General features: G+C 71.5%; 14 protein-coding genes and 1 pseudogene. 8 read left to right on the top strand and 7 right to left on the bottom strand.

What is annotated here, in order from left to right; genetic code table 11:
* Positions 1-140: 140 nt before the first annotated feature.
* Positions 141-1,184 (bottom strand): aldo/keto reductase, encoded by a 1,044-nt coding sequence (locus ACGFML_RS02865; protein WP_393539258.1) that lies wholly within the window; start codon positions 1,182-1,184, stop codon positions 141-143.
* Between the two features lie 97 nt (positions 1,185-1,281).
* Here ACGFML_RS02865 and ACGFML_RS02860 point away from each other — a divergent pair, with 97 nt between their 5' ends.
* Complete coding sequence (locus tag ACGFML_RS02860; RefSeq protein WP_393539256.1) at positions 1,282-1,908, top strand: TetR/AcrR family transcriptional regulator; 627 nt, start codon at positions 1,282-1,284, stop codon at positions 1,906-1,908.
* 258 nt (positions 1,909-2,166) lie between these two features.
* Here ACGFML_RS02860 and ychF read toward each other — a convergent pair whose 3' ends face one another.
* Positions 2,167-3,255: a redox-regulated ATPase YchF gene (gene ychF / locus ACGFML_RS02855; RefSeq protein ID WP_393539254.1), complete on the bottom strand. Its 1,089-nt coding sequence runs from the start codon at positions 3,253-3,255 to the stop codon at positions 2,167-2,169.
* 415 nt (positions 3,256-3,670) lie between these two features.
* Here ychF and ACGFML_RS02850 point away from each other — a divergent pair.
* Positions 3,671-3,961: pseudogene (locus ACGFML_RS02850) on the top strand (DUF6542 domain-containing protein); the annotation flags it as partial.
* A 61-nt stretch (positions 3,962-4,022) separates the two neighbouring features.
* On the opposite strand, the gene ppgK reads toward ACGFML_RS02850, so the two are convergent.
* Both ppgK and ACGFML_RS02840 read right to left on the bottom strand, forming a co-directional pair.
* On the bottom strand, positions 4,023-4,865 hold the full coding sequence (ppgK, locus tag ACGFML_RS02845) for a polyphosphate--glucose phosphotransferase (protein ID WP_393539252.1): 843 nt from the start codon (positions 4,863-4,865) through the stop codon (positions 4,023-4,025).
* Positions 4,866-4,929: 64 nt separating this feature from the next.
* Complete coding sequence (locus ACGFML_RS02840; RefSeq protein WP_393539250.1) at positions 4,930-5,967, bottom strand: 4-hydroxy-3-methylbut-2-enyl diphosphate reductase; 1,038 nt, start codon at positions 5,965-5,967, stop codon at positions 4,930-4,932.
* Positions 5,968-6,050: 83 nt separating this feature from the next.
* Between ACGFML_RS02840 and ACGFML_RS02835 the strand changes: the two genes are divergently transcribed.
* The 4 genes from ACGFML_RS02835 to ACGFML_RS02820 all read left to right on the top strand — a co-directional run bounded on the left by ACGFML_RS02835 (position 6,051) and on the right by ACGFML_RS02820 (position 9,890).
* Complete coding sequence (locus ACGFML_RS02835; protein ID WP_393539248.1) at positions 6,051-7,451, top strand: APC family permease; 1,401 nt, start codon at positions 6,051-6,053, stop codon at positions 7,449-7,451.
* Between the two features lie 82 nt (positions 7,452-7,533).
* The gene (gene xseA / locus ACGFML_RS02830) at positions 7,534-8,781 is read left to right on the top strand and encodes an exodeoxyribonuclease VII large subunit (RefSeq protein ID WP_393539246.1); all 1,248 of its coding nucleotides are present in this window, start codon (positions 7,534-7,536) and stop codon (positions 8,779-8,781) included.
* Positions 8,782-8,791: 10 nt separating this feature from the next.
* On the top strand, positions 8,792-9,082 hold the full coding sequence (locus tag ACGFML_RS02825) for an exodeoxyribonuclease VII small subunit (protein ID WP_393539244.1): 291 nt from the start codon (positions 8,792-8,794) through the stop codon (positions 9,080-9,082).
* Between the two features lie 214 nt (positions 9,083-9,296).
* Entirely contained in the window at positions 9,297-9,890 is a 594-nt protein-coding gene (locus ACGFML_RS02820) for a malonic semialdehyde reductase (RefSeq protein ID WP_393539243.1), read from the top strand.
* 111 nt (positions 9,891-10,001) lie between these two features.
* Here ACGFML_RS02820 and ACGFML_RS02815 read toward each other — a convergent pair whose 3' ends face one another.
* The gene (locus ACGFML_RS02815) at positions 10,002-10,538 is read right to left on the bottom strand and encodes a DUF4245 domain-containing protein (RefSeq protein ID WP_393540377.1); all 537 of its coding nucleotides are present in this window, start codon (positions 10,536-10,538) and stop codon (positions 10,002-10,004) included.
* A 203-nt stretch (positions 10,539-10,741) separates the two neighbouring features.
* Between ACGFML_RS02815 and glpX the strand changes: the two genes are divergently transcribed.
* A complete protein-coding gene (gene glpX, locus ACGFML_RS02810; RefSeq protein WP_393539242.1) occupies positions 10,742-11,773 on the top strand; it encodes a class II fructose-bisphosphatase in 1,032 nt (343 codons plus the stop codon).
* Positions 11,774-12,006: 233 nt separating this feature from the next.
* Here the strand turns inward: glpX and ACGFML_RS02805 are convergent, their stop codons facing one another.
* Both ACGFML_RS02805 and ACGFML_RS02800 read right to left on the bottom strand, forming a co-directional pair.
* Complete coding sequence (locus tag ACGFML_RS02805; RefSeq protein ID WP_393539241.1) at positions 12,007-12,369, bottom strand: WhiB family transcriptional regulator; 363 nt, start codon at positions 12,367-12,369, stop codon at positions 12,007-12,009.
* A gap of 179 nt (positions 12,370-12,548) precedes the next feature.
* On the bottom strand, positions 12,549-13,355 hold the full coding sequence (locus ACGFML_RS02800; protein ID WP_393539240.1) for a DUF1707 domain-containing protein: 807 nt from the start codon (positions 13,353-13,355) through the stop codon (positions 12,549-12,551).
* Positions 13,356-14,093: 738 nt separating this feature from the next.
* Between ACGFML_RS02800 and ACGFML_RS02795 the strand changes: the two genes are divergently transcribed.
* Positions 14,094-15,776: a fumarate hydratase gene (locus tag ACGFML_RS02795; RefSeq protein WP_393539239.1), complete on the top strand. Its 1,683-nt coding sequence runs from the start codon at positions 14,094-14,096 to the stop codon at positions 15,774-15,776.
* The last annotated feature ends 64 nt before the right edge of the window (positions 15,777-15,840 follow it).

Below are 15,840 nucleotides of genomic sequence, written 5' to 3'. Positions count from 1 at the left end.
GGACGGCACACTCCCGGCCGCCGGCACGTCGCGGGAGATCCCCGACTCCCGTGCCAACGCCGCCTGGTGGTCGAGCACTCTCCCCTTCCTTCCGGCCGCTTCCGTCGGTGGTGCGGTGCGCGCGACGGGTCCGAGCGCGGCTACGCGATACCGGCCGGTCGGGGGTTGAGGCGGGCGAAGCCCTCCTGGCGCTCGTACGGGAAGTACGGGTACGGCGCGGGTTTGGCGCTCGCGGCGTCGAGCCGCGCGGCCTGTTCGTCGGTGAGCGTCCAGCCGACCGCGCCGATGTTCTGGCGCAACTGCGTCTCGTCGCGGGCGCCGATGATGACGGAGGAGACGGTGGGACGCCGCAACAGCCAGTTGAGGGCGATCTGCGGGATGGTGCGGCCCGTCTCCTCCGCGATCTCCGCGAGGACGTCGACCACCCGGAAGAGGGCCTCGTCCTCCACGGGCGGGCCGTAGTCGGCGGTCTCGTGCAGGCGGCTGCGCTCGGGCAGCGGACGGCCGCGCCGGATCTTTCCGGTGAGCCTGCCCCAGCCCAGCGGGCTCCAGACGACCGCCCCGACGCCCTGGTCGAGCCCGAGGGGCAGCAGCTCCCACTCGTAGTCGCGGCCGACGAGCGAGTAGTAGACCTGGTGGGCCACATAGCGCGGATAGCCGTGTTCGTCCGCCGCCGCCAGGGACTTCATGAGCTGCCAGCCCGAGAAGTTGGAGACGCCGGCGTAGCGGATCTTTCCTGCGCGTACGAGCTGGTCGAGCGTGGAGAGCACCTCCTCGACCGGGGTGGCGGCGTCGAAGGCGTGGAGCTGGAAGAGGTCGATGTGGTCGGTACCGAGGCGGCGCAGGGCGTCCTCGGTCGCTTTGATCAGCCGCGAACGGGAGGTGCCCGCGTCGCCGGGGCCGTCCCCCATCGGCAGCCCGGCCTTGGTGGAGAGGATCACCTCGTCCCGGCGACCCTTGACCGCCTGCCCCAGCACCTCCTCGGAGGCACCGCCCGAGTACACGTCCGCGGTGTCGAACATCGTGATGCCGGCGTCCAGCGCGATGTCGACGAGCCGGCGTGCCTGACGGGCGTCCGTGTCGCCCCAGGCCCCGAACAGCGGTCCCTGGCCGCCGAAGGTCCCCGTGCCGAAGCTCAGAGCGGGCACCTTGAGCCCGGACGCACCGAGCTGCCTGTACTCCATGACTGATCCCTTCCCCGAAGAGCTAATGGGTAACGAGTTCCGTTAAGATGGGTAGACCGTAACAGAGTCGAGCATCAAATGGAACAGGAGTCCCGTTATGGAGTCTGAGAGTGCCGAACCGGGGACGGTGCGCCCGGGGGGACGGACGGCACGCGTGCGGGCCGCGGTACTGCGGGCGGCCGGTGACGCACTGGCCGAACAGGGCTTCGCCCGTCTCGACCTCGCCGACGTCGCCCGCCGCGCGGACGTGGGCAAGACGACCGTCTACCGCCGCTGGGGCACCGTGACCGGCCTGGTGGCCGACCTGCTGGCGGACATGGCCGAGCAGTCGGCGCCCCGCACCGAGACGGGCTCCCTGCTCGGGGACCTCAGGGCCAACGCCGATCTCGTACGCCGCACCCTGGCCGACCCGCGCCAGGGCGAACTGTTCAAGGCCGTCCTCGCCGCGGCCACCTGCGACGCGAGGACCGCCGAGGCCCTGCACCGCTTCTACGAGGTCCGCGTCGACGAGTGGGCGCCCTGTGTGCAGCAGGCCGCCGGACGCGGCGAGGTACCCGAGGACACCGACCCGCACGCGGTGATCCGGGCCGTCTCCGCACCGCTCTACTACCAACTCCTCACCACGGGCCTGCCCCTGGACGAGGCCGACGCGCAGCGCGCCGCCGAGGCGGCCTGCGCGGCGGCGCGGAACGGGGCGTACGCCCGGGGCGAACGGAGCCGATGACGCCCGCCCGGAGACCGCTCCCGCCCCGGGGCACGAGACGCGGCACGGGCGGCGGACCTGGGCCGTCAGCGGACGGGAGGGGCGGCCGCGGCGGCGGCGTTCCCGTGCCGGCGTGGCGACCCCTTCCGCGTTCCCGTGCCGGCGTGAAAGCCGTCGCCACGTCGGCACGGGAACGCGGAAGGGGTCGGGCTCACCGGAGCCCGACCCCTTTCGACCAGCACACTTGAGTTACCGCATGGGGGGGCGGCGACGCATCGGTCAGACGTTGAAGCGGAACTCCACCACGTCCCCGTCCTGCATCACATACTCCTTGCCCTCCATGCGGGCCTTGCCCGCCGCGCGGGCGTCGGCGACCGAGCCGGTCTCGACCAGGTCGGCGAAGGAGATGACCTCGGCCTTGATGAAGCCCTTCTGGAAGTCGGTGTGGATGACACCGGCGGCCTCGGGGGCGGTGGCGCCCTTCTTGATGGTCCAGGCGCGGGTTTCCTTGGGGCCGGCCGTCAGGTAGGTCTGCAGGCCGAGGGTGTTGAAGCCGACGTGGGCGAGGGTGGCGAGGCCGGGCTCCTCCTGGCCGACGGACTGGAGGAGTTCGAGGGCCTCGTCCTCGTCCAGCTCGGCGAGGTCGGCCTCCAGCTTGGCGTTGAGGAAGATCGCCTCGGCGGGGGCGACCAGGGCGCGCTGCTCGGCCTTGAAGTCCTCGTCGGTCAGCTCGTCCTCGTCGACGTTGAAGACGTAGAGGAAGGGCTTCGTCGTCAGCAGGTGCAGGTCGTGCAGGAGCTCCTCCCTGCCGGACCCCTGGACGATGCCGGCGGAGAAGAGGGTGTCGCCCTTCTCCAGGATGTCCTTGGCCTCCTCGACGGCCTTGACCTTGGGCGCCACGTCCTTCTTGATCCGGGACTCCTTGACCAGGCGCGGCAGCACCTTCTCGATGGTCTGGAGGTCGGCCAGGATCAGCTCGGTGTTGATGGTCTCGATGTCGTCCTTGGGTGAGACCTTGCCGTCGACATGGACGACGTTCTCGTCCTTGAAGGCGCGGATGACCTGGCAGATCGCGTCGGACTCGCGAATGTTGGCGAGGAACTTGTTGCCCAGGCCCTCGCCCTCGGAGGCGCCGCGGACGATGCCCGCGATGTCGACGAAGTCGACGGTCGCCGGGAGGACCTTCTGGGAGGAGAAGATCCCGGCGAGCTTGGCGAGGCGGGGGTCGGGGACCCCGACGACACCGACGTTCGGCTCGATGGTGGCGAACGGGTAGTTGGCCGCCAGCACGTCGTTCTTGGTCAGGGCATTGAACATGGTCGACTTGCCGACATTCGGCAGACCGACGATTCCGATCGTGAGCGACACGGTGGCGACTCGACTTCCGACGCGAGGAGGTGGTGGAGTGGGCGACCGCTCCGGAACGTGTCCCGGTAGGGCCGATCCACCAGTCTACGGGGCGGGCGGCGCCGAGCGGCCGCCACCGGGAGCGCACGCGCCGCGGGCCGCTACCCCATGGGGCGCCAAGCTCACCCAAACCGCGTGTCCTGCGAGCAAATAATCCCACTTGGCGGCCTACCGTTGGCGAGTGGAGCAACATGAAGCGCGCAGGTACCAGCACAGTCCGTCCCGCGGCGGCCGGGCCACGGCCACGGGTCCCGACGCACGGCTGCCCCGCCCCGCGGAGGCCACCGGCCCGCCCACCGGCGAGACCTCGACCGTGTACCGCGTCCGGCCCCGGCGGCCACCGCCACCCCCGGCGCTGGCCAAGCTGCTGCGCCGGATGCCCCGCCCCATGCTCACCGGCCTGGGCTGCTGGCTGCTCGCCACCCTGGCGCTGCTGCTCTTCGCGCTCCTCGACCGGCTGCTCCTCGGCGCCGCACACGCCCCGTACGGCGTGTTCTTCGTGCTGGTCAGCCTCTGTGCGTCGCTGTGGGTGCGGCCGTACGACCTGATCGCCGCGCCGGTCGCGCTGCCGATCGCGTTCGCGCTGGGGGCGCTGCCGGTCCAGCGCGGCCCCGACGGGTTCGGCGGGATGGTGATGGGCATCTTCACCGTCCTGGCACTGAACGCGCCGTGGCTCTACGCGGGCACCCTGATCTGCGCGCTGGTGGCGCTGTTCCGCAAGGCGATGCTCATCGCCCAGCGTCGGGCCGACCGACCGGTGGGTCCACAGCCGGGGGGCCCGGTGGGACGGGGGAAGGGGAACCGTCCGCGCGAGGTGGCTCAGCAGCCGGATCGGCAAGGGCGGCCATCGCGGCACCCACAATCCCCGCATTGTTCTGAAGCAGGGCAGGCACAATCTCGGCCCTGACGCCCTCGATCAGCGGCAGGAACTTCTCCGCCTTGCGGCTCACCCCGCCGCCGATCACGAACAACTCGGGCGAGAAGAGCATCTCCACATGGGCGAGGTACTTCTGGACCCGGTGCGCCCAGTGCTGCCAGCTCAGGTCCTCGTCCTCCTTGGCCTTGGTCGAGGCGCGCTTCTCGGCGTCGTGGCCGTGCAGCTCCAGGTGGCCGAGCTCGGTGTTGGGGACGAGCCGGCCACCGGTGAAGACGGCGCTGCCGATGCCGGTGCCGAGGGTGAGCACGATGACGGTGCCGGTGCGGCCGCGGCCCGCGCCGTACCGCATCTCGGCCAGCCCGGCCGCGTCCGCGTCGTTGAGCAGCGTGACGGGGCTGCCGGCGCCGAGCCGGCCGGTGAGCAGGGCGCCGGCGTCGGTGCCGATCCAGCCCTTGTCGACGTTGGCGGCGCTGCGGGTCGTGCCGCCCGTCACCACCCCGGGGAAGGTGGCGCCGACCGGGCCCGACCAGCCGAAGTGGTCCACGACCTGCTTGACGCAGTCCGCGACCGCCTCCGGCGTGGCCGGATGCGGGGTGAGCACCTTGTAGCGCTCGTCCGCGAGATCGCCGCGTTCGAGATCCACCGGGGCACCCTTGATGCCCGAACCGCCGATGTCCACACCGAAGACCCTCATGGGAAAAGGCTAGGCGTGCAGGCGGCCGCGCACCCCTCGAACGCCGGATGCGGCGGGCGGGCGCTCAGCCCTCGGTGGCCGTCCGGGCCTCGGCGCGCAGGTCGCGGCGGAGCTCCTTGGGCAGCGAGAAGGTGATGGACTCCTCGGCGGCCGTGACGGTCTCGACGTCTTCGTAGCCGCGCTCGGCGAGCCAGTCCAGGACGCCGTGGACGAGGATCTCCGGGACGGAGGCGCCGGAGGTCAGGCCGACCGTGCCGACGCCCTCCAGCCATGCCTCGTCGATCTCCTCCGCGGAGTCGACGAGGTGCGCGTCGCGGGCGCCGGCTCCCAGCGCCACCTCGACGAGGCGGACGGAGTTCGAGGAGTTCTTGGACCCGACGACGATGACCAGATCGGCCGCGGCGCCCATCTGCTTGACCGCGATCTGGCGGTTCTGGGTGGCGTAGCAGATGTCGTCGCTGGGCGGGGAGAGAAGGTTGGGGTAGCGGCCCTTGAGGGCGTCCACCGTCTCCATCGTCTCGTCGACCGAGAGGGTGGTCTGGGAGAGCCAGACGACCCTCTCCGGGTCGCGGACCTCGACATTGGCGACGTCCTGGGGGCCGTCGACCAGGGTGATGTGCTCGGGTGCCTCGCCGCTGGTGCCGATGACCTCTTCGTGGCCCTCGTGGCCGATCAGGAGGATGTCGTAGTCCTCCTGGGCGTAGCGGACGGCTTCCTTGTGGACCTTGGTGACCAGCGGGCAGGTGGCGTCGATGGTGGCGAGCTTGCCGCGCTTGGCCTCGTCGTGGACGACGGGGGCGACGCCGTGCGCCGAGAAGATGACGATGTTGCCCTCGGGCACCTCTTCCGTCTCCTCGACGAAGATCGCGCCCTTCTTCTCGAGGGTCTTGACGACGTACTTGTTGTGCACGATCTCGTGGCGTACGTAGACGGGCGCGCCGTACTGCTCGAGGGCCTTCTCGACGGCGATCACGGCGCGGTCCACGCCCGCGCAGTAGCCACGGGGGGCGGCGAGCAGGACCTTGCGGGCGGGCTGCGGGATGTCACTGCGACGCGCAGCGTCTCCACTGGGGGCGGCGGTGGGCGACGGGCGGGAAGTCATGCGATCCATCGTAAGGCCGTGCCCCGGCGCCGATCGATCCCGCAGGTGGCCCAGACTGTCGAAGGGCGTACGAAGGAGGGCGGATGCCGGGCACGGTCGGCGACATCACGGGTGACGAGGCGGACGGGAGCACCGGCGCGGACGCCGGAGGGCTGCGGCGGACGCTGACGTTCCGGGACCTGGTCGTCTACGGGCTGTTGTTCATCGCCCCGATGGCGCCGGTCGGGATCTTCGGCACGCTGCAGGCCAAGTCCCACGGCGCGATCGCCGTCGTCTACCTCGTGGCGACGGTCGCGATGGCCTTCACGGCGTATTCGTACGCCCAGATGGTGCGGGTCGCCCCGCGGGCCGGGTCGGTCTACACCTATGCCCGGGTGGGCCTGGGGGACGGCGCGGGGTTCGTCGCCGGGTGGATGGCGATGCTGGACTATCTGCTGATTCCGGCGGTGGCGTACCTCTTCTCCGGGATCGCGATGCACGCGCTGGTCCCGTCGGTGGACCAGTGGGTGTGGACGGCGCTCGCGGTGGCCGTGACGACGCTGCTGAATCTGTGGGGTGTGCGGGTCGCGGCGGTCGTCGGGTTCGCGGTGCTGGCGCTGGAGATCGTGGTGCTGGCGGTGTTCGTGGTGGCGGCGGTCGTGGAGCTGGCGGCCCACGGGGCGCAGCGCGGCTGGGCGGTGCCGCTGACCGGTGAGGGCGGCTTCTCGCTCCCGGCGGTGCTGTCGGCGGTGTCGGTGGCCGTGCTGTCGTATCTGGGCTTCGACGCGATCGCCTCGTTCGCCGAGGAGGCGGCCGGAGGGGCGACCCGGGTGGCGCGGGCGGTGATCACCTGCCTGGTGGTGGCCGGTGTGCTCTTCGCCGTGCAGACGTATCTGGCGGCGCTGCTCGCCCCGATGACGGCGGCCGAGTTGGCGGCGCGGCCCGGTGAGCAGGGCGACGCCTTCTACGCGACGGTCGACTCGGCGGTCGGCGGCTGGCTGCACGACCTGGTGGCGGTGAGCAAGGCGATCGGCGCGGCGTTCGCGGCGCTCGCGGGGCAGGCGGCGGCGGGACGGCTGCTGTTCGCGATGGCCCGGGACCGGCGGCTGCCGGGGGCGATGTCGAAGGTGGACGCGGGCAGCGGGGTGCCGCGCCGGGCGCTGCTGGGTGCGGCGGCGGTGACGTTGGTGGCGGCGGTGTGGGCGGCGCGCCGCGACGACGGACTCGATCAGCTGTCGTCGGTCGTGAACGTCGGGGCGCTGACCGCGTTCGCGCTGCTGCACGCCTCGGTGATCGGCTGGTTCCGGTTCCGCGGGCGGGCCGGGACGCCGAGTGTGCTGCGGCATGTGGTGGTGCCGTCGCTGGGACTGGCGGTGGTGGCCGCGGTGCTCGTCGAGGCGTCGCCGACGGCTCAGATCGTGGGCGGTATCTGGCTGGCGGTGGGGCTGGCGGTGCTGGCGGTGCAGTACGGGAGCCGGGCGCGGGCCGGGGCCGCGCGGGGCTGACGGCCGGACACGGGCCGGTGCGGCGGGGAACGGGCCCGCCGCCGGTCCGGCGCTGTCGGTGGCCGCCGCTAGTCTCGCTCGTATGGCTCTCTCAACGTCTGCGGAAGCGCCGATCCCGGTCGGCGAGGTGTCGCGGCTCATCGGCGGATGGGTCGACCGTCTCGGCGCGGTGTGGGTCGAGGGGCAGATCACCCAGCTGTCGCGGCGGCCCGGCGCGGGCGTGGTGTTCCTGACGCTGCGGGACCCCTCGTACGACATCTCGCTGAGCGTGACGTGCTACCGCCAGGTCTTCGACAAGGTGGCCGACGTGATCAGCGAGGGCGCCCGGGTGGTGGTGCACGCCAAACCGGAGTGGTACGCCCCGCGGGGTCAGCTGTCGCTGCGGGCCGCCGAGATCCGGCCGGTCGGGGTCGGTGAACTCCTGGCCCGGCTGGAGCAGTTGAAGAAGTCGCTGGCGGCGGAGGGCCTGTTCGCCGCGGACCGCAAGAGGCCGCTGCCGTTCCTGCCGCAGCTGATCGGGCTGGTCTGCGGCCGGGCCAGCGCCGCCGAGCGCGACGTCCTGGAGAACGCCCGGCACCGCTGGCCGGCCGTCCGCTTCGAGGTGCGCAATGTGCCGGTGCAGGGGGTGCACGCGGTACCGAAGGTGATCGAGGCGGTGCAGGAGCTGGACGCCCTGCCCGAGGTCGACGTGATCATCGTGGCCCGCGGCGGCGGCAGCGTGGAGGACCTGCTGCCGTTCTCGGACGAGCAGCTGGTGCGGGCGGTGGGCGCGGCCCGTACGCCCGTCGTCTCGGCGATCGGCCATGAGCCGGACAGTCCGCTGCTGGACCTGGTCGCCGACCTGCGGGCGTCGACGCCCACGGACGCGGCGAAGAAGGTCGTCCCGGACGTGGGCGAGGAGCTGACCCGGGTGCGGCAGCTGCGGGAGCGGGCGCTGCGCGCGATCGGCGGGTTCCTGGAACGGGAGGAGCGAGGGCTGGCGGCAGCACTGCACCGACCCTCGATGCAGCGGCCGCAGCGCATGGTCGAGGAGCGGGAGGAGCAGATCACCGCGCTGCTGGAGCGCGGCCGCCGGACCCTGGGGCATCTGCTGGACCGGGCCGACTCGGAGCTGGCGCACACCCTGGCGCGGGTGGTCGCGCTCTCCCCCAAGGCGACGCTGGAGCGCGGTTACGCGGTGCTGCAGAAACCGGACGGGGCGGCGGTGCGCTCACCGGACGAGGTGGGCGCGGACGAGACGTTGCGGGCCAGGGTGGCCGAGGGCGAATTCAGGGTGCGGGTGGACGGCGTCCCCGGCGCCGCCGCGTCCGCGACAGAGACCGACTCATAGGGTGGGAGACATGGCGAAGGCGAAGACGGACGGTGCGGCGGACGCCGCCGAGCAGGGCCCGGCGGCGGGTGCAGACCCCCAGGTGGAGTCCGTCATCGGTTACGAGCAGGCCCGGGACGAGCTGATCGAGGTCGTACGCGGCCTGGAGGCGGGCGGCACGACGCTCGAGGAGTCGCTGGCGCTGTGGGAGCGCGGCGAGGAGCTGGCGAAGGTCTGCCGGCACTGGCTGGAGGGCGCGCGGGCCCGGCTGGACGCGGCGCTGGCCGACGCGTCCGGGGACGCGGAGGCGGGGAGGCCCTAGGCGGAGACCTCCTGGCCGCACCCGGGGCGGGGTGAGCGCTGGGGGCGAGGCGTCGCAGGCGGCCACGGCCCCGCGGCCGGCCCCTGGGTGACCGCCCCTGCCCCTGAACCGTGTGAGGCCCCTCACAATCACCCAGTTTTAGTTGAAGATTAACCTATCCCCTTTACAGTGGTTTCCGTAGACCTGAAACCCTGACTCACCGAGGTGTGCCCTTATGTCTCTCGCCCTTGACGCCACCGCTCAGGACCTCCTGTTCCGCGAGGCCCAGACCGCCAACACGTTCACGGACGAGCCGGTGACCGATGAGCAGGTACAGGCCATTTACGACCTGGTGAAGTACGCCCCGACGGCCTTCAACCAGTCGCCGCTGCGGCTCACCCTGGTGCGCTCCGCGGAGGCCCGCGCGCGTCTGGTCCGCCACGCCATGGGCGCCAACGGCCCGAAGACCGTGGCCGCGCCGCTGACCCTGGTCCTCTCCGTCGACCTGGACTTCCACGAGAAGCTGCCGCAGCTCTTCCCGCACGCCCCGGGCATCAAGGACACCTTCTTCGCCGAGGCCGCCGCCCGCGAGGTCGCCGGCACCCAGAACGCCACCCTCCAGGCCGGCTACCTCATCCTCGGCATCCGCGCCGCCGGCCTGGCCGCCGGCCCGATGACCGGCTTCGACTTCACCGGCGTCGACAAGGAGTTCTTCGGCGACGGCAAGCAGAAGTCCTTCCTGGTCATCAACGTGGGCAAGCCGGGCGCCGACGCCTTCTCCCCCCGCTCCCCGCGCCTGACCTTCGAGGACGCCGCCACCACGGTCTGAGCCCCACCGCGGCCCCGCCCCCGCGAAGCCGCCGCGCGCCACGCCCAGCCCCACGCAACGAGGCCGCCGCACCCTTTCCGGGTGCGGCGGCCTCGTGCCGTTCTGCGGGCGTCAGCCCTTCTTCGCCACCAGGGCCGCGGCCAGATCCGCGAGCCGGCCGTACGGCGCGGTACCCGTGACCACCGTGGTCACCCCCGACTCCGCGCGCACCAGCGCCCGGTACCTGTCGCCCTGGTAGCGGTCCCACTTCTTGCTGCCGACGGCCTGCTTGCCCTCGACCTTGGCCGCACCGAGCGTGACCTCCCGGATGAACTTCTTCGCGGGCGCATCGCTCTGCTCGACGGCCGCGTACTGCTGCTCCGGATCCAGCATGCCCAGATGCCAGGCGCCGCCCTTGCCGTCCTCGCTGGCCTTGTACGAGACGGAGGTGGCCCGCCAGGTCTTCGGCAGCCCCTCGGGCGCGGCGACCGGGTACGGCGCGGCCCGCCGGGCGGTCGTCACCTCGACCCGGTAGTCGACGGCCTTGACCGCGTTCTGCTCCGCGCCCCGGCTGTCGTCGTGCGGGATGAAGATGTAGACCGCCGCAACCACGACGCCGATAACCGCCAGCGACAGGATCATGTCCCGCACCGTTTGCCTGCCTCGCATACCTGCCACGCCCCTATCGTCCCCTATGGCGGCGGCGACCCCGACCCGGCCCCCGGACACGGCCGCAACCTGCGCATACATCGGGTTCCGGCCAGCCTTGACGCCGCTCATGCGAAGGGCGCTCTGCTCATTTTGGCGCCGTACGGATAAAGTCGTACCACCCTCATCCTTCACGGCCGTCGCCGTACAGAAAGGTGCGCTCGATGACCGAGCATCATCTCCCGTCCCAACTCGAGGTCAGCCCCGAGGCCCCGGACCGCAACCTCGCCCTGGAACTCGTCCGGGTCACCGAGGCCGGCGCCATGGCTTCGGGCCGCTGGGTGGGGCGAGGTGACAAGAACGGCGCGGACGGTGCGGCGGTCAAGGCCATGCGCGCCCTGATCCACACCGTGTCGATGAACGGCGTCGTGGTCATCGGGGAGGGCGAGAAGGACAACGCCCCGATGCTCTACAACGGCGAGCGCGTCGGCGACGGGACCGGCCCGGAGTGCGATGTGGCCGTGGACCCGGTGGACGGCACGACGCTGACCGCCAAGGGCATGGCCAACGCCGTCTCCGTCATGGCGGTCGCCGAGCGCGGCTCGATGTTCGACCCGTCCGCCGTCTTCTACATGGACAAGCTCGCCACCGGCCCGGAGGCCGCGGACTTCGTCGACATCACGGCCCCGGTGGCCGTGAACATCAAGCGGATCGCCAAGGCGAAGAAGTCCGCCGTCGAGGACGTCACCGTGGTGATCCTGGACCGGCCCCGCCACGAGGGTCTGGTCAAGGAGGTCCGCGAGGCCGGGGCCCGGATCAAGTTCATCGCCGACGGCGACGTCGCGGGCGCGATCATGGCGGCCCGCGAGGGCACCGGCATCGACCTGCTGCTGGGCATCGGCGGAACACCCGAGGGCATCATCGCGGCCTGCGCGCTGAAGTGTCTGGGCGGCGCCTTCCAGGGCAAGCTGTGGCCCAAGGACGACGAGGAGCGGCAGCGGGCACTGGACGCCGGGCACGACCTGGACAAGGTGCTGGAGATCGGCGACCTGGTCCGCGGCGACAACGTCTTCTTCGTCGCCACCGGCATCACCGACGGCGAACTGCTGCGCGGCGTGCGCTACCGCGCCGAGAACGCCTACACCCAGTCCCTGGTGATGCGCTCCAAGTCCGGCACGATCCGCCAGATCGACTCCCAGCACCGACTGTCCAAGCTGCGCGCGTACAGCTCGGTGGACTTCGAGCGGCCCAGCTAGCGGCACCGGCCGCGGCGGCCGGGCTGCCACGGCCGGGCCGTCCCGGCCGAGCTGCCGCGGCTCGGCCGGCGATACCGGTCGCAGTGGCCCCACCGTCATGGCCATGACGGCCGCCACGGCCATGACGGCCGCTGATGTCAGCGCTTCGCCCCCGTCGGAGGATCTCCGACGGGGGCGAAGCGCTGACGCGTACGGGGCCTACGTGCCGAAGCCGGTACTGCCGCGCTGCGGGGTCAGCCCGCCGCCGGCATATGAGCGGCGCGCTGGAGATCGGACTCCCGGCGTCGACGGCGGGCCAGCACGACCCGACGCTCGGCCGCCGTCAACCCGCCCCAGACGCCGTACGGCTCCGGTTGGAGCAACGCGTGCTCCCGGCACTCGACCATCACGGGACAGCGGGCACAGACCCGCTTCGCGGCTTCCTCCCTTGCCAGCCGCGCGGCGGTCGGCTCCTTGGACGGGGCGAAGAACAGCCCGGCTTCATCCCGGCGGCACACCGCCTCCGAATGCCAGGGGCCGGCCTCGTCGCGAGCATCGGGCACTCGCGGGGACGGAACGACAGCGGCATCCTGCAGGGGCTGATGCGGTAGCAGCACGGTCTACTCCTGACGACGGCTTCGGCGACGAAATCACCCTTGCCCGTCTCGCTGCGCACGGCTTTTCGCACCCCGCAGCCGTACGAGAGACGATGCACCAGCCCTACCCGCTGTACGCACTCTTATGCACACCGTGGCGATCGTGCGGAAACCCGAAAAGCGGAAACCCGAAAAGCCGCTCAGCCGTCCGTGCCTCGGCGGAACCGGTCCCGCCGCTCGTGCCGATCCAGCCGGCGCCGCTCGTGCCGTTCGTGCCGGTCCTCGATCAGCCGGGCGTGCCGGTCGAGGACCTCACCCAACCGCTCCTCACGCTGCTCGCGCACACGGTCGCGCCGGTCGAGCCGCTCCTCGCGCAGCCGGTCGCGCAGATCGCGGATCCACGCCCCGCGCTTCGGCTTGGCCTCCACGCTGCCCAGCACCGCATAGCCGTTGACCAGCACCTGCGGGGCGTCGTCGTCCCCCGCCTCGTGGGTCTCGACCTCGAACGCGCCCAGCACGCCGGAGCCGCTGCTGCGCAGCGTGACGTTCTCCGGGACGCGGATGTCGACACTGCCGAAGATCGAGGTGACGTTGATCCGCACCTGCTGCTGTGGGAAGACCGCCTCGGTCAGATCGATCTGCACGGTGCCGAAGACCGCGACGGCGTTGATCCGCGCCGGGACCTGCCAGCGGCCCTTGCGCACCGAAGCGCTGAAGATGGCCACCAGGTTCTGATCCGGCATCGGGGCCGCGGGGCCGTATGCGTACGCACCGGAGGCGGTGGCGGAGTGGGTGCGGCTGCGGCCGCTCGCCGCGGGCAGGTCACGCACCACGGGCTCCAGCTCGCCCATGGTCTTGGCGCGGTAGACCACGTCGATCCGCTCGGCGTGCTCCTCGGCGTCCAGTCGGCCCTCCGCCAGTGCCTCGCGCAGGATCTCGGCGATCCGGTCGCGGTCCGCGTCCGACGCACGAAGCTCCGCCTCGGCCACCGGCTTGGTCAGATCCACCGGACGCTCTCCCTGTGCCTGCTTGCGAAGCGGTCCGGGCGGGGTCTCGGGGCCCGGTCGTCCCCCGTTGTCTGCTGAGTCCACCTCGCCAGCGTACCGAAACGCGATAGATCGCGACTAGACCTACAGGAACACATCGCGTCCGGCCGTCCCGCCCACTCTCTTCTCATTACAGCAACGAACACGGAGAGTGATTGATTCCCGCGGAGAGTTACGGGGTGTCGGGTCGGGGCGACCATGTCCGACCCGGGTCGGGCGTGGCCGGACACAGCCTGGCGCTGCCGGACACAGCCTGGCACTGCCGGACACAGCCTGGCACTGCCGGACACAGCCTGGCGCAGCCGGACGCGGCCAGGCGCAGCCGGACCCGGCCGGACGTGGCCAGACGTGGCCGGACGTGGCAACACCAGCGCCGAGCGGGGGTGGGCGGCCACGGGCGACGAAGGGCGGGAGCAGGGCGGACGGTGCGGGCAGGCAGGACAGGCGGGCGGGGCGGACGGGGCAGGCAGGGCGGGGTGAGCGGACGGGGCAGGCAGGGCAGGCGGGCGGGGCAGGCGGGCGGGGCAGGCGGGGCGGGCAGGGTGGGCAGGCCCGTCCCGCCTGCCCCGCCCGGCTCGGCTCGGCTCGGCTCGCCACTGAGCCTTACCTCACAGCGGCGGGCGGCCGTCAGGGTTCTACGCTGTTAAGGCGCTGCCGTAGACGCCAGCCACACCCCTCCGAGTAAGGAATCATCCCCAAATGCCGGAATTCGCCTACACCGACCTACTGCCCACCGGTGAGGACAACACCCCCTACCGCCTGGTCACTTCGGAGGGTGTGAGCACCTTCGAGGCGGACGGCCGTACGTTCCTCAAGGTCGAGCCGGAGGCGCTGCGCAAGCTGGCCGCCGAGGCGATGCACGACATCTCGCACTATCTGCGCCCGACCCACCTCGCCCAGCTCCGCAAGATCCTGGACGACCCCGAGGCCAGCGCCAACGACCGCTTCGTCGCGCTCGACCTGCTCAAGAACGCCAACATCGCGGCCGCGGGCGTGCTGCCTATGTGCCAGGACACCGGTACCGCGATCGTCATGGGCAAGCGCGGCCAGAACGTCCTGACCCAGGGCGGCGACGAGGAGGCCCTCTCGCGCGGCATCTACGACGCCTACACCCAGCTCAACCTGCGCTACTCGCAGATGGCCCCGCTGACGATGTGGGACGAGAAGAACACCGGCTCCAACCTCCCGGCGCAGATCGAGCTGTACGCGACCGACGGCGGCGCCTACAAGTTCCTCTTCATGGCCAAGGGCGGCGGCAGCGCCAACAAGTCCTTCCTCTTCCAGGAGACCAAGGCGGTCCTCAACGAGACCTCCATGATGAAGTTCCTGGAGCAGAAGATCCGCTCGCTCGGTACCGCGGCCTGCCCGCCGTACCACCTCGCCATCGTCGTCGGCGGCACGAGCGCCGAGTACGCGATGAAGACCGCCAAGTACGCCTCCGCGCACTACCTGGACGAGCTGCCCGCCGAGGGCTCCGCCACGGGGCACGGCTTCCGGGACAAGGAGCTGGAGGAGAAGGTCTTCGAGCTGACGCAGAAGATCGGTATCGGCGCGCAGTTCGGCGGCAAGTACTTCTGCCACGACGTCCGCGTCGTCCGCCTCCCCCGCCACGGCGCTTCCTGCCCCGTGGCCATCGCCGTCTCCTGTTCCGCGGACCGTCAGGCCGTCGCGAAGATCACCGCCGAGGGCGTCTTCCTGGAGCAGCTGGAGACCGACCCGGCGCGGTTCCTCCCGGAGACCACCGAGGAGCAGTTGACCGAGGGCGCCGGTGCGGACCTCGACGCGGTCGCCATCGACCTCAACCGCCCGATGGACGACGTGCTGGCCGAGCTGACCAAGCACCCCGTCAAGACCCGCCTCTCGCTGACCGGCACGCTGGTCGTCGCCCGCGACATCGCGCACGCGAAGATCAAGGAGCGGCTGGACGCCGGCGAGGAGATGCCGCAGTACCTCAAGGACCATCCGGTCTACTACGCGGGCCCGGCGAAGACCCCCGAGGGCTACGCGTCCGGTTCGTTCGGCCCGACGACGGCGGGCCGGATGGACGCGTACGTCGAGCAGTTCCAGGCGGCCGGCGGCTCCAAGGTCATGCTGGCCAAGGGCAACCGCTCCCAGCAGGTCACCGAGGCGTGCGGCACGCACGGCGGTTTCTACCTGGGTTCCATCGGCGGCCCGGCCGCCCGTCTCGCCCAGGACTGCATCAAGAAGGTCGAGGTCCTGGAGTACGAGGAGCTCGGCATGGAGGCCGTCTGGCGGATCGAGGTCGAGGACTTCCCGGCCTTCATCGTCGTCGACGACAAGGGCAACGACTTCTTCACTTCGCGGGAACCTCAGCAGCCGACGTTCACCAGCATCCCCGTACGGGGCCCTGGCCTGGCCTGAGTCACCCCCAGAAGCGCCGCAGAGCCCCTGGCAAACCGCCGGGGGCTCTGCTGCCACTCGGGGC

The organism is Streptomyces sp. NPDC048650 (assembly GCF_043199095.1).
GTDB lineage: Bacteria > Actinomycetota > Actinomycetes > Streptomycetales > Streptomycetaceae > Streptomyces.
This window is presented reverse-complemented; position numbering and strand designations above follow the sequence as displayed.

Excerpts from the sequence above, each read along its gene's own strand:
- ACGFML_RS02820 (WP_393539243.1), top strand. The coding sequence starts at position 9,297 with ATGTCTCTCGCCCTTGACGCCACCGCTCAGGACCTCCTGTTCCGCGAG.
- ACGFML_RS02795 (WP_393539239.1), top strand. The coding sequence starts at position 14,094 with ATGCCGGAATTCGCCTACACCGACCTACTGCCCACCGGTGAGGACAAC.
- ACGFML_RS02835 (WP_393539248.1), top strand. The coding sequence starts at position 6,051 with ATGCCGGGCACGGTCGGCGACATCACGGGTGACGAGGCGGACGGGAGC.
- xseA (WP_393539246.1), top strand. The coding sequence starts at position 7,534 with ATGGCTCTCTCAACGTCTGCGGAAGCGCCGATCCCGGTCGGCGAGGTG.
- ACGFML_RS02825 (WP_393539244.1), top strand. The coding sequence starts at position 8,792 with ATGGCGAAGGCGAAGACGGACGGTGCGGCGGACGCCGCCGAGCAGGGC.
- ACGFML_RS02840 (WP_393539250.1), bottom strand. The coding sequence starts at position 5,967 with ATGACTTCCCGCCCGTCGCCCACCGCCGCCCCCAGTGGAGACGCTGCG.
- ACGFML_RS02865 (WP_393539258.1), bottom strand. The coding sequence starts at position 1,184 with ATGGAGTACAGGCAGCTCGGTGCGTCCGGGCTCAAGGTGCCCGCTCTG.
- ACGFML_RS02860 (WP_393539256.1), top strand. The coding sequence starts at position 1,282 with ATGGAGTCTGAGAGTGCCGAACCGGGGACGGTGCGCCCGGGGGGACGG.
- ACGFML_RS02815 (WP_393540377.1), bottom strand. The coding sequence starts at position 10,538 with ATGCGAGGCAGGCAAACGGTGCGGGACATGATCCTGTCGCTGGCGGTT.
- ppgK (WP_393539252.1), bottom strand. The coding sequence starts at position 4,865 with ATGAGGGTCTTCGGTGTGGACATCGGCGGTTCGGGCATCAAGGGTGCC.
- glpX (WP_393539242.1), top strand. The coding sequence starts at position 10,742 with ATGACCGAGCATCATCTCCCGTCCCAACTCGAGGTCAGCCCCGAGGCC.